Origin of the sequence: Sphingomonas jaspsi DSM 18422, assembly GCF_000585415.1 — a bacterium.
Lineage (GTDB): Bacteria > Pseudomonadota > Alphaproteobacteria > Sphingomonadales > Sphingomonadaceae > Sphingomicrobium > Sphingomicrobium jaspsi.
Genome location: NZ_KK073876.1, coordinates 236,466 through 257,497, shown reverse-complemented (window position 1 = coordinate 257,497; position 21,032 = coordinate 236,466). Strand labels below are relative to the sequence as shown.

At 66.2% G+C, this 21,032-nt stretch carries 28 protein-coding genes; 8 read left to right on the top strand and 20 right to left on the bottom strand.

The features are described 5' to 3' along the window. Window positions 1–35 precede the first annotated feature (35 nt). Together G570_RS01300 and purE are read right to left on the bottom strand one after the other, a co-directional pair. On the bottom strand, window positions 36–1,091 hold the full coding sequence (locus G570_RS01300; protein ID WP_037503319.1) for a 5-(carboxyamino)imidazole ribonucleotide synthase: 1,056 nt from the start codon (window positions 1,089–1,091) through the stop codon (window positions 36–38). Further along, the gene (gene purE / locus G570_RS01295) at window positions 1,091–1,573 is read right to left on the bottom strand and encodes a 5-(carboxyamino)imidazole ribonucleotide mutase (RefSeq protein WP_037498334.1); all 483 of its coding nucleotides are present in this window, start codon (window positions 1,571–1,573) and stop codon (window positions 1,091–1,093) included. The genes G570_RS01300 and purE overlap by 1 nt, the downstream gene beginning before the upstream one ends. Window positions 1,574–1,708: 135 nt before the next feature. Between purE and G570_RS01290 the strand changes: the two genes are divergently transcribed. After that, window positions 1,709–2,290, top strand: a complete 582-nt coding sequence (locus tag G570_RS01290; protein ID WP_051503913.1) for a GGDEF domain-containing protein — start codon at window positions 1,709–1,711, stop codon at window positions 2,288–2,290. 2 nt (window positions 2,291–2,292) lie between these two features. On the opposite strand, the gene gpmA is transcribed toward G570_RS01290, so the two are convergent. Beyond that, window positions 2,293–2,979, bottom strand: coding sequence for a 2,3-diphosphoglycerate-dependent phosphoglycerate mutase (gpmA, locus tag G570_RS01285; RefSeq protein ID WP_037498331.1), 687 nt, complete (start codon window positions 2,977–2,979; stop codon window positions 2,293–2,295). 4 nt (window positions 2,980–2,983) lie between these two features. Beyond that, entirely contained in the window at window positions 2,984–4,123 is a 1,140-nt protein-coding gene (locus G570_RS01280) for a M14 family metallopeptidase (RefSeq protein ID WP_037498329.1), read from the bottom strand. A gap of 178 nt (window positions 4,124–4,301) precedes the next feature. Here G570_RS01280 and G570_RS01275 point away from each other — a divergent pair, with 178 nt between their 5' ends. The 3 genes from G570_RS01275 to G570_RS01265 all read left to right on the top strand — a co-directional run bounded on the left by G570_RS01275 (window position 4,302) and on the right by G570_RS01265 (window position 6,612). Beyond that, window positions 4,302–5,945: a M20/M25/M40 family metallo-hydrolase gene (locus G570_RS01275; protein ID WP_037498325.1), complete on the top strand. Its 1,644-nt coding sequence runs from the start codon at window positions 4,302–4,304 to the stop codon at window positions 5,943–5,945. Window positions 5,946–6,035: 90 nt separating this feature from the next. Continuing rightward, window positions 6,036–6,161 (top strand): type B 50S ribosomal protein L36, encoded by a 126-nt coding sequence (ykgO, locus tag G570_RS01270; protein WP_006833921.1) that lies wholly within the window; start codon window positions 6,036–6,038, stop codon window positions 6,159–6,161. Between the two features lie 181 nt (window positions 6,162–6,342). After that, window positions 6,343–6,612, top strand: coding sequence for a hypothetical protein (locus G570_RS01265; RefSeq protein WP_156930274.1), 270 nt, complete (start codon window positions 6,343–6,345; stop codon window positions 6,610–6,612). Window positions 6,613–6,629: 17 nt separating this feature from the next. On the opposite strand, the gene G570_RS12975 is transcribed toward G570_RS01265, so the two are convergent. From G570_RS12975 to purT, 7 genes are read right to left on the bottom strand one after another with little or no spacing between them, the layout of a single operon-like run. Further along, a complete protein-coding gene (locus G570_RS12975) occupies window positions 6,630–7,052 on the bottom strand; it encodes a hypothetical protein (protein ID WP_051503912.1) in 423 nt (140 codons plus the stop codon). A 34-nt stretch (window positions 7,053–7,086) separates the two neighbouring features. Continuing rightward, entirely contained in the window at window positions 7,087–7,548 is a 462-nt protein-coding gene (locus tag G570_RS01255) for an arginine repressor (protein WP_037498317.1), read from the bottom strand. Between the two features lie 3 nt (window positions 7,549–7,551). Further along, window positions 7,552–8,412 (bottom strand): acetylglutamate kinase, encoded by an 861-nt coding sequence (argB, locus tag G570_RS01250; RefSeq protein ID WP_037498314.1) that lies wholly within the window; start codon window positions 8,410–8,412, stop codon window positions 7,552–7,554. Beyond that, window positions 8,409–9,575 (bottom strand): bifunctional glutamate N-acetyltransferase/amino-acid acetyltransferase ArgJ, encoded by a 1,167-nt coding sequence (gene argJ, locus G570_RS01245; protein ID WP_037498311.1) that lies wholly within the window; start codon window positions 9,573–9,575, stop codon window positions 8,409–8,411. Before argJ ends, argB begins: the two co-directional genes overlap by 4 nt. Continuing rightward, entirely contained in the window at window positions 9,572–10,579 is a 1,008-nt protein-coding gene (gene argC / locus G570_RS01240) for an N-acetyl-gamma-glutamyl-phosphate reductase (protein WP_037498308.1), read from the bottom strand. Before argC ends, argJ begins: the two co-directional genes overlap by 4 nt. Window positions 10,580–10,609: 30 nt before the next feature. Further along, a complete protein-coding gene (locus tag G570_RS13535; protein WP_156930273.1) occupies window positions 10,610–10,756 on the bottom strand; it encodes a hypothetical protein in 147 nt (48 codons plus the stop codon). Window positions 10,757–10,788: 32 nt separating this feature from the next. Next, the gene (gene purT, locus G570_RS01235; protein ID WP_245600234.1) at window positions 10,789–11,961 is read right to left on the bottom strand and encodes a formate-dependent phosphoribosylglycinamide formyltransferase; all 1,173 of its coding nucleotides are present in this window, start codon (window positions 11,959–11,961) and stop codon (window positions 10,789–10,791) included. Window positions 11,962–12,031: 70 nt separating this feature from the next. Here purT and G570_RS01230 point away from each other — a divergent pair, with 70 nt between their 5' ends. Next, window positions 12,032–12,925: a peptidylprolyl isomerase gene (locus G570_RS01230; protein WP_037498303.1), complete on the top strand. Its 894-nt coding sequence runs from the start codon at window positions 12,032–12,034 to the stop codon at window positions 12,923–12,925. 1 nt (window position 12,926) lies between these two features. Here the strand turns inward: G570_RS01230 and G570_RS01225 are convergent, their stop codons facing one another. The 3 genes from G570_RS01225 to G570_RS01215 all read right to left on the bottom strand — a co-directional run bounded on the left by G570_RS01225 (window position 12,927) and on the right by G570_RS01215 (window position 13,918). Beyond that, window positions 12,927–13,187, bottom strand: a complete 261-nt coding sequence (locus G570_RS01225) for a hypothetical protein (RefSeq protein WP_037498301.1) — start codon at window positions 13,185–13,187, stop codon at window positions 12,927–12,929. Between the two features lie 100 nt (window positions 13,188–13,287). Then, a complete protein-coding gene (locus tag G570_RS01220) occupies window positions 13,288–13,608 on the bottom strand; it encodes a PilZ domain-containing protein (protein ID WP_156930272.1) in 321 nt (106 codons plus the stop codon). Between the two features lie 4 nt (window positions 13,609–13,612). Then, window positions 13,613–13,918, bottom strand: coding sequence for a PilZ domain-containing protein (locus G570_RS01215; protein ID WP_156930271.1), 306 nt, complete (start codon window positions 13,916–13,918; stop codon window positions 13,613–13,615). 183 nt (window positions 13,919–14,101) lie between these two features. On the opposite strand from G570_RS01215, the gene G570_RS01210 reads away from it, so the two are divergent. Continuing rightward, window positions 14,102–15,415, top strand: coding sequence for a L,D-transpeptidase family protein (locus G570_RS01210; RefSeq protein ID WP_156930270.1), 1,314 nt, complete (start codon window positions 14,102–14,104; stop codon window positions 15,413–15,415). A gap of 86 nt (window positions 15,416–15,501) precedes the next feature. Here G570_RS01210 and G570_RS01205 read toward each other — a convergent pair whose 3' ends face one another. Further along, window positions 15,502–16,158 carry a murein L,D-transpeptidase catalytic domain-containing protein gene (locus G570_RS01205; protein WP_084607727.1) on the bottom strand — a complete coding sequence of 219 codons (657 nt, stop codon included), beginning with the start codon at window positions 16,156–16,158 and terminating at the stop codon, window positions 15,502–15,504. 317 nt (window positions 16,159–16,475) lie between these two features. On the opposite strand from G570_RS01205, the gene rpsU reads away from it, so the two are divergent. Then, complete coding sequence (rpsU, locus tag G570_RS01200) at window positions 16,476–16,682, top strand: 30S ribosomal protein S21 (RefSeq protein ID WP_037498287.1); 207 nt, start codon at window positions 16,476–16,478, stop codon at window positions 16,680–16,682. 52 nt (window positions 16,683–16,734) lie between these two features. Continuing rightward, complete coding sequence (locus tag G570_RS01195; protein ID WP_051503910.1) at window positions 16,735–17,241, top strand: FKBP-type peptidyl-prolyl cis-trans isomerase; 507 nt, start codon at window positions 16,735–16,737, stop codon at window positions 17,239–17,241. A gap of 4 nt (window positions 17,242–17,245) precedes the next feature. On the opposite strand, the gene G570_RS01190 is transcribed toward G570_RS01195, so the two are convergent. From G570_RS01190 to pyrE, 5 genes are read right to left on the bottom strand one after another with little or no spacing between them, the layout of a single operon-like run. Beyond that, window positions 17,246–18,337 (bottom strand): AI-2E family transporter, encoded by a 1,092-nt coding sequence (locus G570_RS01190; protein ID WP_037498284.1) that lies wholly within the window; start codon window positions 18,335–18,337, stop codon window positions 17,246–17,248. 3 nt (window positions 18,338–18,340) lie between these two features. Beyond that, on the bottom strand, window positions 18,341–19,261 hold the full coding sequence (lepB, locus tag G570_RS01185) for a signal peptidase I (protein WP_037498281.1): 921 nt from the start codon (window positions 19,259–19,261) through the stop codon (window positions 18,341–18,343). After that, window positions 19,262–19,669 carry a holo-ACP synthase gene (acpS, locus tag G570_RS01180; RefSeq protein WP_037498277.1) on the bottom strand — a complete coding sequence of 136 codons (408 nt, stop codon included), beginning with the start codon at window positions 19,667–19,669 and terminating at the stop codon, window positions 19,262–19,264. Further along, on the bottom strand, window positions 19,666–20,394 hold the full coding sequence (locus G570_RS01175) for a pyridoxine 5'-phosphate synthase (RefSeq protein WP_037498274.1): 729 nt from the start codon (window positions 20,392–20,394) through the stop codon (window positions 19,666–19,668). Before G570_RS01175 ends, acpS begins: the two co-directional genes overlap by 4 nt. After that, window positions 20,391–20,975: an orotate phosphoribosyltransferase gene (pyrE, locus tag G570_RS01170; RefSeq protein WP_037498271.1), complete on the bottom strand. Its 585-nt coding sequence runs from the start codon at window positions 20,973–20,975 to the stop codon at window positions 20,391–20,393. Before pyrE ends, G570_RS01175 begins: the two co-directional genes overlap by 4 nt. Window positions 20,976–21,032 lie beyond the last annotated feature (57 nt).

Genomic DNA, 21,032 nt, shown 5'->3' with positions numbered 1-21,032 from the left:
CCAAGGGGCGGTGCGGGCCTTCGCCTGCGCCGCCCTTATTTCAGGCGGGTGACATGGCCCATCTTGCGGCCGGGGCGGGCCTCGCCCTTGCCGTAGAGATGGAGGTAGGCGCCGGCCTCCGCGACATAGTCGGCCCAGGCATCGACGTCGGATCCGATGAGGTTGTCCATCGTCGCCCCTGCCGACACCAGCGACACGTCGCCGAGCGGCAGTCCCAGGATGCAGCGCAAATGCTGTTCGAACTGCGACGTCTTCGCGCCTTCGATGGTCCAGTGGCCGCTGTTGTGGACGCGCGGTGCGAATTCGTTGACGACCGCACTCGCCCCGCAGGCGAAGAATTCCACCGTCAGCACCCCGACATGGTTTAACCCGGTCACGATCGAGCGGGCGAAGTCGGTCGCTTCGGCGATCAGCGGCTCGATGTCGGGTCCGGCGGGCACGGTCGATCGGCGCAGGATGCCGTCGCGATGGTCGTTGCGCGGCACGGGAAAGGCGCGGGTCTCTCCATCCAGCCCGCGGGCGATGACGATCGAGAATTCGGCGGCAAAGCGCATGCCCTTTTCGGCCACGGCCGGTTGCTCGCCGATGGCGTTCCACGCCGCTTCTGCGTCTTCTGCCGAACGGACCCAGGCCTGACCCTTGCCGTCGTAGCCGTAGCGGCGGGTCTTGAGCAGGATCGGGCCGCCCAATTCGGCAAAGGCCGCCCGCACATCGTCGAGGCTGTCGATCTGCCGCCACGGTGCGACGCGCGCGCCGCAGCCCTCGATGAAGCGCTTTTCCGCCGCGCGGTCCTGCGCGATTTCGAGGCTGGCCGTGCCCGGGCGAAGCTTGTCGCCAAGCCCCGCCAGCGGACGCGCGTCGAGATTTTCAAATTCGTAGGTGACGACGTCGCAGGCCTCGGCAAAGCGCTTCAATGCCTCGGCATCGCCATAGTCGCCGCGCGTGAAGTCGGCGCTGACTTCGGCGGCGCAGGGTTCTTCATGCGGATCGTAGATGTGGCAGCGATAGCCCAGCCGCGCCGCCGCCAACGCCATCATGCGACCGAGCTGGCCGCCGCCGACGATGCCGATGGTCGATCCGGGGGCAAGCATCATTCGGGCTGTTCTGGCACCGATTCCGTCTGCCGCGACCGCCAGTCCGCCAGCCGCACGGCCAGCGCGTCGTCGGTCGTCGCCAGCATCGCCGCCGCCAGCAGCGCGGCGTTGATCGCGCCGGCCTTGCCGATGGCTAGCGTGCCGACCGGGATGCCGGCGGGCATCTGGACGATCGACAGCAGGCTATCCATGCCTTTCAGCGCCTTGGATTCGACCGGAACGCCCAGCACCGGCAGCTCGGTCATCGACGCGGCCATGCCCGGCAGGTGCGCCGCGCCGCCCGCGCCGGCGATGATCACCTTCAAACCGCGGCCCTTGGCGGCTTGCGCATAATCATAGAGGCGCTTGGGCGTGCGGTGGGCCGACACGACCTTGCTTTCGTGCGGGATTCCGAGCGCATCGAGCGTTTCGGAAGCATGGCGCATCGTCTCCCAGTCCGACGTGCTTCCCATGATGATCCCGATCGTCGGATCGCCCATGCCTGATCCCTGTTGTCGCCCTTGCAAGCTGGCGGCTTAAAGGGGGCGGGCGACTGGCGCAATCCGGGACAGTCACGAAAGCGCAATTCAGCCAACAGACAAGATCGGCTATATACTCGTGCAACAGCGGAATTGATGATGCACGACGTCGCCCATGAAAGCCGCGCTGCGGCCGACCTGCTCGAAGAGATTGCGCGCCTCAAGCAGGAAGTGGCGCAGCTCAAGGCGCGCGTGTGCGATCTCGACCGGCTGGCGCATGAAGACACGCTGGTGCCGCTCGCCAACCGCCGCGGGCTGGCGCGGGCGCTGGGCGAATCCATCGCCCGACGTCGCCGTCACGGGACGCCGGCGGCCGTCCTGTTCGTCGACCTCAACGGGTTGAAGTGCCTCAACGACGTCTTCGGCCATGCCGGCGGCGATGCCGCGCTGGTCCATGTCGCCGAGCGGCTGCGGGCCGGGACCCGCGATACCGATTGCGTGGCCCGGATCGGCGGCGACGAATTCTGCGTCCTGCTCGACCATGCCAACCAGGCCGAGGCGCTGGAGACGGCCGAGCGGCTGGTCGACGATATTGCGGGCGACGAATTCCTGTTCGACGGGGCGCCGATGCCGCTGTCGGTGGCAATCGGGCTGACCGCGGTCGAATCTGACGACACGGTCGAGACCGTCATCGCCCGCGCCGATGCGGCAATGTACCGCCGCAAATATGTCGCCTGAGCTCAGCGTTCGCTGAGGTAGTAGCGGTCTTTCACCGCCAGATCGTCGTTCAACTCGTACACGATCGGCTGGCCTGTCGGGATTTCCAGGCTGACGATGTCCGCGTCGGCGATATTCGACAGATGCTTTTCCAGCGCACGCAGCGAATTGCCGTGCGCCGCGACGATGACCCGCTCGCCGGCCTTCAGCGCCGGCGCGATCTCCGCCTCAAAATAGGGCAGGACGCGCGCGATGGTGTCCTTGAGGCTTTCCGTATTCGGGATGGCGATGCCTTCGTAGCGGCGATCGCCCGCCAGCTGGAACGGGCTGTCGGCGTCGAGCGGCGGCGGCGGCACGTCGAAGCTGCGGCGCCAGATCTTGACCTGCTCGGCCCCGACCTTGTCGATCATTTCCTGCTTGTTGAGGCCGGTCAGGCCTCCATAATGACGCTCGTTGAGGCGCCAGTCCTTTGTCACCGGCAGCCACAGCCGTCCCATTTCCTCGAGCAGCAGGTTGAGCGTCTTGATCGCCCGCGTCTGGACCGAGGTGAAGCAGCGGTCGAAGTCATAGCCCTTGTCGGCCAGCATCCGTCCGGCGCTGCGTGCTTCCTCGATCCCCTGGTCGGTCAGGCTGACGTCCCACCATCCGGTGAAGCGGTTTTCGAGGTTCCACTGCGACTGGCCGTGGCGGAGAAGGACGAGGGTCGGCATCGGCTTACTTGGCCTTGCGCTTCTTCAGCTCGGGCAGGATCGCGTAGAGCGAATCGAGGCAATGACCGGCGAGATATTTCGACCGCTCGGTCGACCAGCCGTACAGCTCGTCCGGAAGGTCGAAATTGTCCTTGAACGGCATTTCCAGCGTCATCGACACCGTGCCGTAGCGCTCGGCCAGCTGGGTCGTCGACATCGACATATTGGCCTGGCCCGGCGCGGCGATTTCATAGCCCTTCTGCTGCTGGAAGTCGGGCGAGATGCGCTCCAGCGTGTCGCCGAACAGCTTGAACAGGCCGACCTGTTCGTCGGTGATCGAGGGGATGCCTTCGAAGCCGGCGAGGAAGTTGGCGGGGATGGCTTCGTCGCCATGGACGTCCATCGCGAACACCGGCGGATCCTGGTCCATCGCGTTGCGGACGCACAGCACTTCCGGGCTCTTTTCCGCGCTCGGCTCATGCCATTCGCGGTTGAGGTTGATGCCGACCGCATTGGTGCGCAGGTGGCCGCGGAAGCTGCCGTCCGGGTTCATGTTCGGAACGACATGGAAGGTGCAGTCGCGGCGCAGGACGCGGGCGACGGGATCGTCGGGGTCGGTCAGCTTTTCCAGCGCGCCTTCCATCCACCATTCGGCCATCGATTCGCCCGGATGCTGGCGGGCGTAGAGCCAGACGGTAAGGTCGCCGTCGCCCAGCGTTAGGCAGTCGATGTCGCGCCCGTCATGGCTCTTGCCCAGGCTGCGATATTCGACGCCCGGCAGCGCCGCGACGGTCGAGATGAGGTCGTGGTGCCGCTCCATCGAATAGGGCGGGAAGTACGCGATCCAGACGCAGTCGGTTTCCGGGACCAGCTTCACCGTCATCACGCCGTCGGCGTAGCTGGTGTCGTGGACGCGGGTCCAATCCTCGCGGTCGATCGAATAGCAGGCCTTGTAGTCGGGCCAGCCGTCGGGATAGGCGGCGCTGCCGCAGTTGGTGAAGCGCAGCGTGACCTCGCGCCCGCCGGCACCGGCCAGGCGGAAGTAGAACCACTGATGGAAGTCGCTCATGTGGTCCTTGACGATTTCGAGGTCGATCCTGTCCCCGTCCTGGCCGACGACCTTGATGTTGCCGGCGTCGAACGCGCTCGAAATCGTGATGGTCATTGATGCCCCTGTACTGGCTGGAAATGGTTAATCGGCGGCCCTGATAGAGCCCGCCGCCCGGATCGGCAATCCGCGCCATTCGACGAACGGCGGCGACAGATGCTGGCGCAAGCGGCGAGGCTCCGTTAGCCAGCAAATCCAAAGCGCCGGTTAACGGCGCAGGGATGCGGAGAGATTGATGCGCAAGATGATCGTCGCCCTTGCGGGCGTTTCGCTGTTGCTGTCTGGGGCGGGGCTCGCCGCGCCGGGCGCGGACCAAGCGTCGGCCAACCGGGTCGAAAGCCACGTCCGCTTCCTGGCCGACGATCTGCTCGAAGGGCGCGACACCGGCAGCCGCGGCCATGAAATCGCCGCCTCTTACGTCGCCAACCAGTTCCTCGCGCTGGGCCTCAAGCCGGCGGGCGAGCAGGGCGGCTGGTATCAATGGGTGCCGTTCCGCCGCGCGACGCTGGTTCCCGGCAAGACCGTCCTGACCCTTGGCGAGGGTAGCGGCGACACCGTGCTGCCCCCGTCCGAAATGATTGCCCGCCCCAGCCTTACCGAACGCATGCGCGATTTCCGCGCCGGGCTGGTCTTCGTGGGCTATGGCATCGACGACAAGGCGCTGGGCATCGACGATTATGCCGGGCTCGACGTGCGCGGGAAGATCGTCGTCGTGCTGGCCGGCGCCCCGGACAAGGTCGACAATGACATCGCCGCGCATCTGCGCGCGACCAAGGACGTCATCGCGGCGCAGCACGGCGCGATCGGGATCATCGAACTCGGTGTCCGCCCGCCCGATCCCAAGCGGCCGATCAGCCCCGAACGCTTCGCCGCGGCGCCGTTGGTCGACTGGGTCGACGCCAACGGCCAGTCGGGGTCGGAGCCGCAGGGCCTGCGCGTCCGGCTGATGCCCTCGGCGGGCATGGCCGAACGGCTGTTCGTCGGCGCGGCCCAGTCGCTGTCGCAGGTGCGCAAGGTGGCGGGCCTCGGCAACAAGCGGGTCAGGGGCTTTGCGCTGAAGCCGACCGTTGCGATCCAGAGCGAAAGCACCTGGACCGATTTCAAGAGCCCGGAAGTGGTGGCGATGCTGCCCGGCACCGACCCGGCGCTGAAGGGCGAATATGTCGCGATGATGGGCCATCTCGACCATCTCGGCATCAAGAAGGATGCCAAGCCGGGCGAAGACAATATCTACAACGGCGCGCTCGACAACGCCGCCGGCGTCGCGACGCTGATCGAGGCGGCGCGCCAGTTCGTCGACAGCGGCGAGGCGCCGAAACGCTCGATCCTGTTCGTCGTCCACACCGGCGAGGAAAAGGGACTGCTCGGCGCCGACTATTTCGCCGCCCATCCGACCGTCCCGATCAAGAGCATTGTCGGCGGCGTCGACCTCGACATGCCGGTGCCGCTCTATCCGTTCAACGACGTCGTCGCCTTCGGCGGTGGCCACTCGACGGTCCGCGACGCAATCGCCAAGGCGGCGGCGGAAATGGGCATGAGCGTGTCGCCCGATCCCATGCCCGAACAGTCGATCTTCACTCGTTCGGACCACTACCAGTTCGTCCGTCGCGGCGTGCCGGCGGTGCTGCTGTTCACCGGATACGGCAATGGCGGCAAGGCCAAGTGGGACGACTTCTTCGCGAATCGGTACCACAGCGTGAAGGACGATGTGTCGCAGCCGATCCTGTGGGACGCGGCTGCGCGCTATGCCCAGCTCAACTATCGCATCGTCCGCCAGCTTGCCGATGCACCGCAGCGGCCGATGTGGATCAAGGGCAATTACTTCGGCGACCTGTTCGACCCGAAGGGGCCGCGCGCACCGGCGGAAATGGCGCACTAAGCTTGACTTCGGCGGCATCCCGCCATAGGGGGACCGCCGGTTTTCCAGAAACCTCCAACAATTTAAACACGAAGGCAGGCGTTTTCGGCCATGAAGATTCGCAATTCCCTGAAGTCGCTGAAGTCGCGTCATCGCGATTGCCGGGTGATTCGCCGTCGCGGCCGGACCTACGTCATCAACAAGACGAACCGCCGCTTTAAGGCGCGTCAAGGCTAAGGTCCGGGGGACCTTAGGCGTACGCGCCCGGCAGGGCTTCACTCGTCCGCGAGTTCAAAACCCCCGTCCGGACCCCGGGCGGGGGTTTTCGCGTTTGGGCTGCAGGATGAACCGCTGCGACGAGCCGATGTCAGCGTCCGTTAAGCTGATTCGCGATACAAGCGCGGCAAAGGAGGACATCATGTCCCGTATGTTGAAGTTGATTCTGACGGTTGCCGGCCTTGCGCTCGTCGCCACGACGGCGTCGGCGGCCTATGCCCAGGCGGCCAATACGCAGCAGACGCCGAAGGACTGGAACTACGAAATCGTCGACGGCAAGCGCGTGCCCAAGGGCCAGCGCAAGGTCAACGCCGACGGCAGCTGGCGCGAGGAAATCCGCCAGGGCTCGTGCGTGACGATCAAGGAAAAGTCCGCGTCGGGCGAATATAAGGAAACGAGGAAGTGCGACTGACCGGTCGCCCCTGATTCCTATTCCGCGTTGACGATATTGACCTCATCCAGCCCGGAGCCGCCCTCGGTTCCGGGTTGAACCACGCAGGCGGGAAGCCCCAACTTCACATTGTCGTCGCACAGCCGCACCTGCACATTTTCATTGGCCGAAATGAACAGCGACCACTGGCGCTTGTCGGAACAGGTCGCGGTCCAGACATCCATATTCTTGTAGCGGCCGACGAAGCCGCTGGCGGTGATCTGCTTGCAGGTCAGTCCCTGGTCGGTGATCGCGCGCTTCAGCGCGATCGCGCGATTGAGGTCGTTGAGGTCGAACAGCGCCTTTTGTCCCTCGCTGCGCACGATGATCGCCTCTTCGCGGTTGGCAGCCTCATTATCGTCGGTCTTGCCACAGGCGGCCAGCAGCGCGGCGCACAGGATGGTCGGGACCAGGCTCTTCATCGTCATATCCTCTCCGGCACGTCCGCCGGCGGTATCAGGGGCCCGCGCGGCGGCTCTGCAATATGGCTGCAACATCGGCGGGTTTGGCGCCGTCCGCAAGGGCCACGAAGATCGTGTCGTCGCCCGCCAACGTTCCGGCGATCTCGGGCAAGGCGGCCGAATCCAGCGCATTGGCGACAAGGTTGGCGGAGCCGGGCGGCGTCTTGAGCACCAGCAGGTGGCCGGCCGGAATGATCGCATCGACCCATTCGTTGAGCAGGCGGTCGAGCTTGGCGGCGGCATGGCCGGGCTCGACCTGGTCGGGCATGACGTAGCGGATCGTGCCTTCGCGCTTCAGCTTGACCGCGCCAAGTTCCAGCAGATCGCGACTGACGGTGGCTTGGGTCGCTGCGATCCCGGCCAGCGACAGGCGGGCGACCACTTCTTCCTGGCTGCCGACCTTGTGCGAACGAAGCCAGTCGGCGATCATTCGCTGGCGCTGGGACTTGCCCGCCATCGCTCAGCTCTCCTTGCTGATCATCGTGCCGATGCCCGCATCGGTGAACAGTTCGACCAGCATGGCATGTTCGATCCGCCCGTCGATCATGTGCGCGCTGGCGACGCCGCCGTCGACCGCCTCGGCGCAGGCCGCCAGCTTGGGGATCATGCCGCCGCCGACACCGCCTGCCGCAATCCGCTGGCGCGCGTCGAAGGGGGTTAGCCGGGCGATCAGCGTCTCGTCGTCTGCCGGGTCCTCGAGCAACCCGGGCGCGCCGGTCAGGTAGATGATCTTTTCGGCTTTCATCGCCACCGCAATCGCGCGCGCGGCATCGTCGGCGTTGATGTTGTAGGGCTGGCCGCTGGGATCGGCGCCGACCGTCGACACGATCGGGACCAGCCCGTCTTCCAGCAATGCGTTGAGGATGCCCGTCCGCACCTTAGTGACCTTGCCGACGAAGCCGAGCCGCGGGTCGACCGGCTCGGTCTCCAGCAGCCGCCCGTCTTCGCCCGCCACGCCGACCGCGACCGGCTCCAGCGCATTGACCGCCGCGACCAGTTCGCGGTTGGTCTTGCCGACCAGCACCATGCGTACGATGTCGAGCGAGGCCGCGTCGGTGACGCGCAGGCCGTCGACCCGCTTCACCTCGATGCCGGCCTTCGCCATTTCCTGGTCGATCTGGGGCCCGCCGCCATGGACCAGCACGGGGCGGATGCCGACCGAATGGAGCAGCAGCACATCCTTGGCCAGGCTGCGCATGCGGTCCGGGTCGGTCATCGGCAGGCCGCCGACCTTCACCACCACCACTTTGCCGGTGAAGCGGCGGATATAGGGCAGCGCCTCGATCAGCAGCCGCGCAGTGTCGTTGGGGGTCAGCGTCATGAGGTCGCCGCATTCTCTTTGATGTAGCCCGGGCCAAGGTCGACCGACACCGCGCGGCCTTTGCCGCCACCGATGCCGAGGTCGATCAATATGTCGATCTCCGCGCCCTGCATGTGCGCCCGCACCGCGTCGGCATCATGCGCAATCTCCACGCCCGCTTCCGCGACCTTGATTCCGCCATAGCTGACGGAGGATTTCAGCGTCTCGAACTCGGCGCCGCACGAACCTGCTTCGGCGAGCAGGCGGCCCCAATAGGGGTCTGCACCGTACCAGCTGCACTTGATGAGGTTGTTGTTGCCGATCGACCGCGCGACCAGCCGCGCCTCGGCATCGCTGGCCGCGCCGATCACCCGGACGACGACCAGCTTGGTCATCCCTTCGGCATCGCGCGCCATCATCAGCATCAATTCCTCGCACACCTGCCGGACATCGTCCTCGAACGCCGCGAGGTCGGCGGGGCGACCCTTGCGGCCGCTGGCGAACAGCATGACCGTGTCGTTGGTCGAGGTCGCACCGTCGGTGATCAGCTCATTGAAGGTGGCGTCCGTCGCGCGCTGCAGGATCGGCTTCAGCTCGGCCGGCGATAGCGCGGCGTCGGTGGTGAGGAACGCGAGCATGGTCGCCATGTTGGGCGCCAGCATGCCACAGCCCTTGGCCATGCCGCCGATCGCATAGCCGTCGCGCTGGATCGCCGCCTCCTTGGGCCGCGTGTCGGTGGTGAGGATGCCTTTTGCCGCATCGCGGTGACCGTCGACGCTAAGCGTCTCGCCCAGCGTCGGGATCGCGCCCAATATGCGCCGCATCGGCAGGCGAAACCCGATCAGCCCGGTCGAACAGACCAGCATGTCGCGGGGGTCGCAGCCGACCGCCTTTGCGGCCTCGGCACACATGGTTTCGGCATCCTCGCGCCCCTTGGCGCCGGTCCCGGCATTGGCGTTGCCGCTGTTGACGACCACGCCTGCTGCCATTCCGCCCGACACGTTCAGCCGCTCGAGGCTGGCCTCGACCGGGGGCGCACGGAACTTGTTCTGGGTGAAGACCGCGGCGGTCGGCACCGGCTTGCCGTCGTCGGTCGCCAGCAGGCTGACGTCGCGGCGACCGCCGGTCTTGATGTTGGCGGCAATTCCGGCGGCGACGAAGCCTTCGGCGAGGGTAACGCTCACGGATATACTCCCAAGGTGGACAGGCCCGCGCCTTCGTCGAGGCCGAGCATCAAATTGGCGCACTGGATCATCTGCCCCGCCGCGCCCTTGCCGAGATTGTCGATCGCGGCCAGCGCGACGACCATGCCCGTGCGCTCGTCGTAGCGCGCCGACAGGAAGGCGGCGTTGCTGCCGGTAGCCCATTTGGTCTCGGGCGGCCGCTCACCGACATGGACGAAGCGCTCGCCCGAATAGGCGTCGCGAAGGATCGCCAGCGGGTCGCACGCCGCCGCCGCCCTGGCATAACAGGTCGCCAGGATGCCGCGGCTGGTGGCCATGAGGTGCGGGGTGAACAGCACTTCGGCGCCAGACACCATCTGCATTTCGGCGGTGTGACGATGGCGTGTCAGTCCATAGGCGCGAAAACTGCCCTCGACCCCGCAATAATGGGTCGCGTCGCTCGCCTTGCGGCCTGCGCCGCTTACCCCGGACGCCGCATCGACGACGATGCCCTTGGGATCGATCGCCCCGGCATCGACCAGCGGCTTTAGCGCCAGGTTGGCGGCGGTCGGGTAACAGCCCGGGGCTGCCACGCGCGACGACGACCTTATCTGTTCGCGGTAAAATTCGGGCAGGCCGTAAGTGAAGCTGTCCAGCAAATCGGGCCGCTGGTGCGGTTCGCCGTACCAGGCTTCGAATTCGTCGGCGCTGTCGAGGCGGAAGTCGGCACCCAGGTCGACGAAGGGAATTCCGTCGGCCAGCAGGTCGTCGGCCAGCCGCTGGGTCTCTCCGTGCGGAAGCGCGGCCATGACAAGGTCGCTGCTGGCCAGCGCGGTCGCATCCCATTCGGCGAAGCGCAGCCCCGGATAGGCCAGCGACAGGTGCGGATGCACAGCCTCCACCGGCTGCCCGGCATTGGACGCGCCGAACGGTACCGCCACCTCCATATCGGGGTGGGCGGCGATCAGGCGCATCAGCTCGCCGCCGACATAGCCGGAGGCTCCAAGGATCGAGACACGAATCATGGGGCGCGGGCTATGCGCCGTATTGCATATTTATGCAACAGCCACATCAGGATCGCGTTCAAGCCGCTCATATTCGTCGGCCAGGTCGCGGAGCGCGCGTGCGACGATCGGGTCCCTGGCCTGCCGAGCCATGGAACGCAGCGTCGCAATGTCGGGTTTGCGGTTCCACTTGTTCATCGGGTGGGAAAACCGATGAACGTGCGAATGGTTCAATCGCGATAGGCGATCCGGACCTTCGACGCGGCTGCCACGGCGCGCCCCTTCGCATCCTCGGCATCGCGTCCACGCGCCAGTGCCACGCCCATGCGCCGGTTTTTCAGCGTGTTGGGCTTGGCGAACAGGCGCAGGTCGACAGGATGGTCCGCCTCGCCCCCCGCCAGCGCCTCCGCCACGCCTTCGAAGGCGAAATCATGGCTTTCTTGGGTAGCCAGGATCACCGCCGACGCCGCCGGACCCGCCAGCTCGATCGCCGGGATCGGCAGGCCCAGGATCGCGCGGAGATGGAGCTCGAACTCGTTGGGAAACTGGCCTATCAGCGTCACCATGCCGGTGTCGTGCGGACGCGGGCTCAGCTCGGAAAAGATCGCGCGGTCGCCGGCGATGAAGAATTCGACGCCGAACAGGCCATATCCGCCCAGCGCGGTGACGACCTTCGCCGCTTGCTCCTGCGCGGATGCCAGCACCGCGTCGCCCATCGGCGCGGGCTGCCAGCTTTCGCGATAATCGCCGCCCTCCTGCCGGTGGCCGATCGGCGGGCAGAACAGCACGCCGTCCTTCGTGGCCACCGTCAGTAGCGTGATCTCATAGTCGAAGCGGATGAACTCCTCGACGATCACCCGCGGCCGGTCGCCGCGCATGTTGGCGACCGCATAATCGAACGCCGTGCCCAGTTCCTCGACGGTGCTGGCGACGCTCTGCCCCTTGCCGCTGCTGCTCATCACCGGCTTGACCACCGCCGGCAGGCCGACCCCGGCGTTCATCGCCTCCTCGCGCGTTTCGGCGAAGATATAGCGCGAGGTCGTCAGCCCCAGCTCCTTGGCCGCGAAGTCGCGGATGCCGTCGCGGTTCATGGTCAGCTGTACCGCCTTGGCCGACGGCACGACGTGCCAGCCTTCGGTTTCCAGCTCGCCCAGCATGGCGGTGTCGATCGCCTCGATTTCCGGCACGATATGGTCGGGGCGATGCTTTTCCACCGCCGCGCGCAGCGCCGCGCCGTCGAGCATCGGGAACACCTCGCGCGCGTCGGCGACCTGCATCGCCGGCGCGTCGTCATAACGGTCGCAGGCGATGACCCGGCAACCGAGCCGCTTGGCGGCAATGGCGAATTCGCGGCCCAGTTCGCCCGAGCCGAGCAGCATGATGGTGGCAAGATACATGGCCATGCTTCCTAGCGGGGTTGCGCCGCGATTGGGAGGCGGCAATCATCGCCAGCGAATCCGAAGGGGGAAATCCATGCGTATCATCGTCGCCCTGCTTGCCGCCGTGTCCGCCGCCGCCATGGCTGCCGATCCCCCAGCGCTCAAAACCCCCAACGACGTCGTCGCCGGCGCCCCCGCCAAGGACTGGGTCGCGATCCCGGCGGGCGACCTGCTGCAGATCGAGCTTGCCGACGGCCGCAAGGTCGTGCTGCAGCTCGCAACCCAATTCGCCCCGGTGCATGTCGCCAACATCAAGGCGCTGGCCCGCGCCGGCTGGTGGGACGGCGCGAAAATCTATCGCGTGCAGGACAATTATGTCGTCCAATGGGGCAATAACGAAAGCGACAAGCCGCTGCCGGCGGGCGTCGTTGCCAAGCCGCCGGCCGAATATTCGCGCAGCCTGAAGGGCCTAACGGTGGTGCCGCTCGGCTTTCCGGACGCCTACGCACCCGCGGTCGGATTTTCGGGCGGATGGCCGATGGCTTACGACCTTAAGGATGAATCCGCCAACCTGACCCATTGCTACGGCATGGTCGGGGTAGGGCGCGATCTCAGTCCCGACACCGGGACGGGCGGCGAACTTTATGCCGTCATCGGCCATGCGCCGCGCCATCTCGACCGCAACATCGCGGTGGTCGGTCGGGTGATCAGCGGGTTCGAGGCGATGACGGCACTGCCGCGCGGCACGGAGGCGCTGGGCTTCTACAAGGACCGCTCATCCGACGTGCCGATCAAGTCGGCGAAGCTGGTCAGCGACCTTTCGCCCGACGCTCAGCCGCGCTTCGAATATCTCGCGGGCGACAGCTTTGCCGAATATGTGCACCTGCGCGCCAACCGGCACGACGCATTTTACATACGTCCTGCCGGCGGGGTGGATGTCTGCAATGTGGGGGTGCCGGTACGGGCGGTGCCCGCACCGGCCAAATAGGTCAGGCGGCCCAGGCCGGCTGGGTGTCGCGGTTGCGGTGCTGGATCACGATCGGCGCATTGTGATGGCGCATGCTGGCTTCCGCCAGCGGCAGCGCGGTGGCGCAGAAGGCGCATTCCGCCGATACGCGGCCGATGATCCAGTGCGTACGGCCGCAGCCGGGGCAATGGTTGACCTGATGTTCGCGGTACACCGCATGGTAACCGCGGTTCGCAGGGTCATGGCGCATATTGAGCTCGCCGAGCGTCGGGACAGTGGCCATTTCGATCGTTCCTTTCGGATGGATTGAACACCGAAACGAACGCTAGGTTCCACGGCGCGAAATCATCGCGCCAAAACTGTTCCGCAATTGGACTGGAAAATTAGGCGGTTAGTCCGTCGAGGCTGATCGGTTCCGCGAACTCTGCACCGATCTTGCGGCCGGCAATCCAGCGCACCAGCGCATTGGCCCGCTCGCGCCCGGGGAGGATCAGCCACACGCGGCTACCCACCTCGAACTCGCCGTCGGCTTCGGCCATGAAGCCGGTTTCGCTAATGTTGATCAGCCGCGCTTCGAACCCTTCGCTGCCAAGCTCGCGGACGCGCGCGTCGATGCTGACGTCGAACCGGGTGGCCCGCCGCCGCTCCTCTGCGCTTTTCGCTTCCGAAATCCGCGCCCTGATCATCCGAAAATCATGCTCCACCGACTTATTCCAGCGGTCTTGCAAAGCCGATCCCGACCCTGCCGTCCCTGATCCAGCGCACCTGACCTTGAATGACGTCGCGGTCAAGCATCTGTAGCGAAATGCTTTCTCCGATGTTCAGCGGCGCGGTGCAGCGGATCATCGCGCCATTGGGCGACAGGTTGACCAGGGGAACGACGTGGTCAGCCCGGCGTGCGGTGAGGACGGCGGTGCCCTGTTCGATCGGCTGGCGGGGTTCGCTGCGCTGGTCGAACATGCGCCGGACCGTCCGCGGAATCATGCTTCCGTCGAGCTGGAATTTACCGGCCATCGTCACATCCTCCACCCGATGTTGCGCCGAACATCATGACGTCAAAGCCTTAAGGATTGGTTGGCCATTCCTCGCGCCCACCCCCTAGTGCGACCGGTTCATCCCATGTAAGCCTTGATGCATTAGGATGCGCCTGCCACTTTCCTGGCGGCAGACAGTAACGGATTGAAGGGGAAGCGAAAAGTGCTGAGGTCCACTTGGAAATCGAAGGCGATGCTGCTGGGCTTGGGCATGATTCCGCTAACCGCGGCGATGGCGCAGAATGCGCCCGCGCCCAAGGCCGACCCGATCGCGCCGCTGCCTGACGCGGCGGCAAAGGACGCCCAGCCGACGACGCCTCCCGCGCCCGTGCCGGAAGCGCCGCCGCCGATCTGGCAGGTCGACCAGGTTCGCGCCCTGCTGTCCTATATCTCCGGCGTCGGGAAGGAAGGCCTTAGCCCCGCCGATTACGACAGCGACGGGCTGCTCAAGGCGCTTGCCGCGGGCGATCCGGTCGCGCTGTCGGCGGCCGCGACCGACCGCTTCAATCGCCTGTCGTCCGACCTCGCGCTGGGCCATGTCCGCGGCGACGCGCGGATCGACTGGCATGTCGAAGACAAGGATCTCGACAAGGTCCGCCAGCGCCAGCTGCTCGATTGGGCGCTGTCGCAGAACAAGCTGAAGGACGCGCTCGACGGCCTGCTGCCGACCCATCCGCAATATGCCGCGCTCAAGGATGCGCTGGCCAAGGCGTCGGCCGGCGACGCGGCCGAGCGCGCCAAGGTCAACCGCATCCGGCTCAACATGGATCGCTGGCGCTGGCTGCCGCGCGACCTTGGCGACCGCTACATCATCGTCAACGTGCCCAGCTATTATGCGACGCTGGTCGAAAACGGCGCCACGCGGTGGAAGACGCGCGCCGTCGCCGGGGCGATCAGGACGCCGACGCCGCAGCTCAATGCGACCGCGGTCGGCGTGATCCTCAATCCCTGGTGGGAAGTGCCGCCGTCGATCTCGGGCGAAGTCGCGGGCAAGGCCGGCTTCGTCGCGGTCAAGGGCAAGGACGGCAAGATCCAGCGCTGGCGCCAGCCGCCGGGACCGACCAACGCGCTCGGCCAGTTGAAGTTCGTGATGTACAATCCGCACAACATCTATCTTCACGACACCAACGCCAAAAGCCGCTTCAACAGTTCGGTGCGCGCCGCCAGCCACGGCTGCATCCGCACCAAGGACGTGCTGACGCTGGCGACCATGCTGCTGGGCGACGACAATGGTCCGTGGACGCCGGAAAAGATCCAGGAACAACTCGCCTCGAAGCAGACCAAGCAGGCCAATTTCGTGAAGCCGCTGCCGGTCTACATCGTCTATTTCAGCGTCGCCGCCACCAACGACGGCGGCATCGTCGACTATGAAGACGTCTACAAGCGCGACGGCAAGGTGATCGCGGCGCTGCTCGATTCCGACGGCGAGGTCCCGGCCGCGCCCAAGGCACCGCCCAAGAAGGTCGCGGCGAAGTAAGGCAAAAAAGAAGGGCGGCTCGCGGGTCGCCCTTTTCTTATAAGCAAAAGCGAATTCGCTTCCACGACCGTTCCGTGGATGACCGCTTATGCAACCTTGTCCGCGTAAATCATGTGGCCGCTGCTGAGGCGGTGCATCACCGCCCACTGGTCCTTGCGGCTGAAGGCGAAGCAGCCCTGGCTGCGGCCCAGCTTCCCATATTGCTCGACGACTTCGGGTTCGGCGTACCAGGCATTGTGGATGACGATGGCGCGGGCCATCGCATTGTTGTTGGTCCAGTCCAGCCCGTCGACCTTCATCGACAGTCCGTATTTGCCTTCATAAAGGTCGGCGGTCGTGTAGGCGCCGTTCGACGAGGCCTCCGACCCCGGCATGTTCGAAAAATGGTCGAGGAAGCCGGTGTGCGCCGGATCGGACCCGCTGCCATGGGCGACGCGGAAGCTTTCGACGCTGCCGCTCGGCAGGTGCACGACATGGAAGCGCGGGTCGGCCGAGCTGGCGGCGAAATCGACCACGCCGATGAAGTCACGCTGGGTGATCGCCGGACGCGAATCGAGCGCCGCCTTGGCCTTGGAGAACAGCAGCGGGTTGATACCGCCCGGCGCACTCGGCGCGGCGATCGTCGCCGGTTGCGGCGGAACGGGCAGCGGCGAGGGGCTAAGGATCGAGGTCGGCAACACCTGCGCCGCCACCGTCGACGACAGCAGCAGGCCGCCGGCACCCGCCGCGCCAAGACGCAACATTTCCCTGCGATTCAACGACATCCACACCCTCCGGTTTCGAAAAGCCTTATAGCCCTCAACAGGTTAACCGCCGATAACCAGGATTAGTCGGTTCCGGCCCGTCACCGCGCACAGACCACGGTTCGTCGTGGTCGGCCGCTGCCCGCAACGCCTTGAAATGGGACAAGGTCGCTGCTAATGGGCCGCCTCCGCACGTGCCATGGGGCACGGGCGACAATGTTCATTGTCCGAGTGTCGGGCGGCCGAAACGAATCGGCGTCGATAAGCGGGCTGCCCGGTCGATTTCGGGCGATTTTGAAGGGAGTTCGACGGCTTTTATGCAGATCATCGTTCGCGACAACAATGTCGACCAGGCGCTGCGGGCGCTCAAGAAGAAGCTGCAGCGTGAAGGCGTCTATCGCGAGATGAAGCTTCGCCGTCACTACGAGAAGCCCTCGGAAAAGCGTGCGCGTGAACGCGCCGCCGCGATTCGCCGCGCTCGCAAGCTCGAGCGCAAGCGGGTGGAGCGCGAAGGCGGCCGTTAAGGCCTGCCTTCACCGCTGATCCTTCCCGTTTTCCCGCGTTAGGGAGCGTAACATGTCGGTTTCCCAGGTTCCGATCCGTCCGATCGCCAAGGGTTCGCTCGTCAAGCTGTGGCTCGCCGTCGCCGCGCTGATCGGGCTCGCCTACGGCGTCGCCGCAATGGGCGCGGGCCAGATGGCCGGTGTCGATGTCGAAACCGTCCAGGCCGGGACCGGCGACAAGGTCGCCGAGCTCGATGGCGTGATCATCGAATATACCGGCAAGACCAAGGACGGTACGGTGTTCGACACCACCGACGGACGCGGTCCTGCGCCGCTGTTGGTCGCGCAGGTCGTGCCGGGATTCAAGCAGGCGCTGCTGCAGATGCAGAAGGGCGGCCGCTACAAGATCGTGATCCCGGGCCGTCTGGCGTACGGCGATTCGCCGCCGCCGGGCAGCCCGATCGGCAAGAACGAAGACCTCTATTTCGACGTCCACGTCCTCGAGGTCGCGCGCAACGCAGCGCTTCAGGCGGGTCTCGGCCAGCCGACCGACGGGGCGCCTCCAGCGCCGGGTCAATAAGCGATCAGGCCTTCGATTTTTTGGGGCGCGGTTCCGCTGTCGGGGCCGCGCCCTTTCTTTTGGCGAGGTCTTCCAGCGTCGTCTTGATCGTCGCCACGATGGGATCGGCCAGCAGCAGTCCCATGATCCCGAACAGCGCGCCAAAGATCAGCTGCGCCGCCAGCACCAGCGCCGGGGCCAGGTCGACGGTCTTCTTCGCGACGTAAGGCACGATCAGGTAGCCGTCGATCGTCTGGACGATGAAATAGGTGGCGATCGCCCACAGTCCGGTGTCGGTCCCGGCCGAAAAGCCGACCGCGACCATCAGCAGTCCCGACACGATCGCGCCGATGTTGGGGACGAAGGCCAGCAGGCCGGTGAGTAGGCCGAGGAGCGCCGCCATCGGCACGCCACCCCATAACAGCATCAGCCAGGTGCCGACGCCTTCGACCACCATCCCGACGATCCGCCCGAACATCAGGCGGCGCAGGACGAAGCCGACATGGTCGCTGATGTCGTAGAAGCCCTGACGCCTCGCCATCGGCAGCATCCAGGCGAAGCCGCGGTCGTACATGCGCGGTTCGATCGCCACGAAGATGCCGATCACCAGCACCATGACGATCGACGACAGCGCGCCGACCGCGGTGCTGACGGCGCTGGTCAGGCGCCCGACGCCGCCCATCAACTGGCCGCTCATGTTCGACAGGCCGCCTTCGGGCAGGATGCCTGCCTCGTTGATCGTCGCGAACAATTTGTTGGCCTGGGCGGTGACGACGTCGCGCAGCGCGCCCGCCTGTTCGGCCAGCGTCGTCCCGGCGAAATAGAAGACCCAGCCGATGAACCCGAAGCCCGCCAGCGTGACGATCGCCAGCCGCCAACCACGCCCGATCGGCAGCACCCGGCCCAGCAGGCGCGTCCCGCCGTCGAGGATGATGGCGAACACCATGCCGCCGATGATCAGCATGATCGGCTGGGCCAGGACGATCGCGCCCACCACCAGCAATGCCATGCCGATCCACACTGCGGCCCGGCGCGCCTCGTCGCGCACCACGCCGCTCGACAGGTCGGCGGGACCGGGCCGCTCGACCGGGGTGGGGGGCGGCACGGTCTCGCTCATCGCTTACTCCTTCTGGCCTCTCAGGCTGTCGCCCGACCGGCCGCTACGGAAGCCGAAAATCCCCGACCCGTCGAGGCTGAAGGTGATGAATTCGGCGCGCCCGCCGATATTTTCGAACGGCACCGGTCCGCCCAGTCCCTGCTGCGACAGTTCGTAACGGCTGTCGGCGCTATGGTCGCGATTGTCCCCCATCAGGAACAGATGGTCGGCCGGGACCTTGATTGGGCCGAAGGTGTCGCCTTCGCTGTTGCCGTCGTCGATGGTGTCATAGGTGACGCCGTTGGGCAGCGTTTCGCGCACGATCGGCAGGCGGCAGACCGTGCCAGCGGCGGTTTCCTCGCGCCGATTCCAGAAATCATTCTCGCCGCACGGCGCATTGGCGTCGACCGGAATGTCCAGCGGTGGGCGGACCTCGGCCTTCACCGCCTGGCCGTTGATGAATAACCTGCCATTACGAAGCTCGATCGTGTCGCCGGGCAGGCCGATGACGCGCTTGATATAATCCTCATTCTTGCCCGGCGGCGTCACCACGACGATGTCGCCGCGTTCGGGCAGCTTGCCCAGCACGCGCCCCTTCATGAAGGGCAGGGTGATGCCCCACGGCTCCGGTCCCTGCCGCAGGATTAGCGAACGGACGATCGCGGCCGGATTGGGGATGGTCGGCGATACATAGGACCAGCCGTAGGGATATTTGGTCACCACCAGCCGGTCGCCGGTCAACAGCCGCGGCATCATCGATTCCGACGGGATGTAGAAGGGCTTGGCGATGAAGCTGTGGAACAGCAGCACCGCGACCAGCACCCAGAACATGCCCTTGGCTTCGCGCCAGATCATCTGGCCCTTCGTTTCCTTTGGCGTTTCCGCGGGCGTCGCGGCTTGCGGGGCGGCGGTCTCGGACGCGACCGGCTCGACGGGATCGGACAATCAGGGCTCCATCTTGCGAGCGTAAAGGATGACGAAGGCCTGCGCCCAGGGATGGTCGTCGGTCATCGTCAGATGCACCTCGATGGCGTGGCCGTCGGGGGTCAGTTCGTCAAGCCGCGCCTTGGCACCGCCGGTCAGCCTCAGCGTGGGCGCGCCCGACGGCGCATTGACCACGCCAATGTCCTTCATGAACACGCCGCGCTTGAAGCCGGTGCCGACCGCTTTCGAAAACGCCTCCTTCGCCGCGAAGCGCTTGGCCAGCGTGCCGGCGCGCGTGAAGGGCCGCCGCGCCGCCTTGGCCTGTTCGACGTCGGTGAAGACGCGCTGCAGGAAGCGCTCGCCGAAGCGGTCGAGCGATTGCTGGATCCGCTCGATATTGCACAGGTCGGAGCCGAGGCCGACGATCAACGTGCGTCGTCCATCAACTGCCGCATGCGGCGGATGCTGGCGTCTAGGCCGACGTAAATCGCCTCGCCGATCAGGAAATGGCCGATGTTGAGCTCGGCCAGCTGCGGGATGGCGGCGATCGGCTGGACGTTGTCGTAGGTCAGGCCGTGGCCTGCATGGGGTTCGATCCCACCCTGGACGGCCAGCGCGGCCGCATCGGCGATCCGCTTATACTCCACTGCCCGCTCGTCCCCTCCGACATGGGCGTAGCGCCCGGTGTGGAATTCGACCACGGGCGCCTTGAGGCGCAAGGCGGCGTCGACCTGCCGTTCGCTCGGTTCGATGAACAGGCTGACGCGGATGCCCGCGTCGGTCAGGCGCGCAACCATCGGCTGCAGATGGTCGAACAGCCCGGCCGCGTCGAGCCCGCCCTCGGTCGTCCGCTCCTCGCGCTTTTCGGGGACGATGCAGGCGGCGTGCGGGCGATGGCGCAGGGCAATGCCCAGCATCTCCTCGGTCGCCGCCATTTCAAGGTTGAGCGGCAGCGCAATCTCGCCTTTCAGGCGGGCGATGTCCTCGTCGGTAATATGGCGCCGGTCCTCACGCAGGTGGGCGGTGATGCCGTCGGCGCCCCCCGCTTCGGCCATATGGGCCGCGCGCAGCGGGTCGGGGTGCGGCCCGCCGCGCGCGTTGCGGATGGTCGCGACATGGTCGATGTTGACCCCCAGGCGCAGCTTCCCGCTCACGCCGCCGCGCGGCTCCCGGGCTTCACCGCCGGGATCGCGGCCAATTCTTCGGGCAGGTCGTTGGCGTCGTAGGTCGGGACGTCGATGCGGATCAGCGGGGTGAACGGCACGCCAAGGTCGGCCTTGCCGGACGAACGGTCGACCAGCGAGGCTTCGCCGATCACCACGCCGCCCGCTTCCTCGACCGCCAGAATCGCTTCGCGGCTCGACAGGCCGGTGGTGACGACATCTTCGACCATCAGCACCTTCTGGCCCTTTTCCAGCGCGAAGCCGCGGCGGAAATGGAACACGCCGTCGGGCCGTTCCAGGAACATCGCCGGCTTGCCCAGCGCGCGGCCCATCTCATGGCCGATGATGACCCCGCCCATCGCCGGCGACACGACGACGTCGATGGACTCGCTGAGCTCGGTCGGCAGCTTGGCGGCCAGCGCTCGCGCCAGCCGCTCGGCCCGCGCGCCGTCCATCAGGACCCGCGCACATTGCAGGTAGCGCGGGCTGCGAAGCCCCGACGACAGGATGAAATGCCCTTCAAGAAGTGCGTCCGCAGCGCGGAATTCCGCCAGAATCTCGTCGTCGGTCACGCATTTCCTCCCTGTGCGACGGGCTCCAGATAGGCGTGCCGGCCGACCCTCGCAACC

Bases quoted from the DNA above. Each gene is read 5' to 3' on its own strand.
- G570_RS01300 (WP_037503319.1), bottom strand. From the start codon at position 1,091: ATGCTTGCCCCCGGATCGACCATCGGCATCGTCGGCGGCGGCCAGCTC.
- G570_RS01230 (WP_037498303.1), top strand. From the start codon at position 12,032: ATGCGTATCATCGTCGCCCTGCTTGCCGCCGTGTCCGCCGCCGCCATG.
- G570_RS01225 (WP_037498301.1), bottom strand. From the start codon at position 13,187: ATGGCCACTGTCCCGACGCTCGGCGAGCTCAATATGCGCCATGACCCT.
- argB (WP_037498314.1), bottom strand. From the start codon at position 8,412: ATGACGCTGACCCCCAACGACACTGCGCGGCTGCTGATCGAGGCGCTG.
- G570_RS01195 (WP_051503910.1), top strand. From the start codon at position 16,735: ATGTCGGTTTCCCAGGTTCCGATCCGTCCGATCGCCAAGGGTTCGCTC.
- argC (WP_037498308.1), bottom strand. From the start codon at position 10,579: ATGATTCGTGTCTCGATCCTTGGAGCCTCCGGCTATGTCGGCGGCGAG.
- G570_RS01190 (WP_037498284.1), bottom strand. From the start codon at position 18,337: ATGAGCGAGACCGTGCCGCCCCCCACCCCGGTCGAGCGGCCCGGTCCC.
- G570_RS01275 (WP_037498325.1), top strand. From the start codon at position 4,302: ATGCGCAAGATGATCGTCGCCCTTGCGGGCGTTTCGCTGTTGCTGTCT.
- G570_RS01215 (WP_156930271.1), bottom strand. From the start codon at position 13,918: ATGGCCGGTAAATTCCAGCTCGACGGAAGCATGATTCCGCGGACGGTC.
- purT (WP_245600234.1), bottom strand. From the start codon at position 11,961: ATGGCCATGTATCTTGCCACCATCATGCTGCTCGGCTCGGGCGAACTG.
- G570_RS01280 (WP_037498329.1), bottom strand. From the start codon at position 4,123: ATGACCATCACGATTTCGAGCGCGTTCGACGCCGGCAACATCAAGGTC.
- purE (WP_037498334.1), bottom strand. From the start codon at position 1,573: ATGGGCGATCCGACGATCGGGATCATCATGGGAAGCACGTCGGACTGG.
- G570_RS01255 (WP_037498317.1), bottom strand. From the start codon at position 7,548: ATGGCGGGCAAGTCCCAGCGCCAGCGAATGATCGCCGACTGGCTTCGT.
- G570_RS13535 (WP_156930273.1), bottom strand. From the start codon at position 10,756: ATGAACAAGTGGAACCGCAAACCCGACATTGCGACGCTGCGTTCCATG.
- ykgO (WP_006833921.1), top strand. From the start codon at position 6,036: ATGAAGATTCGCAATTCCCTGAAGTCGCTGAAGTCGCGTCATCGCGAT.
- G570_RS12975 (WP_051503912.1), bottom strand. From the start codon at position 7,052: ATGAAGAGCCTGGTCCCGACCATCCTGTGCGCCGCGCTGCTGGCCGCC.
- G570_RS01205 (WP_084607727.1), bottom strand. From the start codon at position 16,158: ATGTTGCGTCTTGGCGCGGCGGGTGCCGGCGGCCTGCTGCTGTCGTCG.
- rpsU (WP_037498287.1), top strand. From the start codon at position 16,476: ATGCAGATCATCGTTCGCGACAACAATGTCGACCAGGCGCTGCGGGCG.
- gpmA (WP_037498331.1), bottom strand. From the start codon at position 2,979: ATGCCGACCCTCGTCCTTCTCCGCCACGGCCAGTCGCAGTGGAACCTC.
- G570_RS01290 (WP_051503913.1), top strand. From the start codon at position 1,709: ATGATGCACGACGTCGCCCATGAAAGCCGCGCTGCGGCCGACCTGCTC.
- G570_RS01265 (WP_156930274.1), top strand. From the start codon at position 6,343: ATGTCCCGTATGTTGAAGTTGATTCTGACGGTTGCCGGCCTTGCGCTC.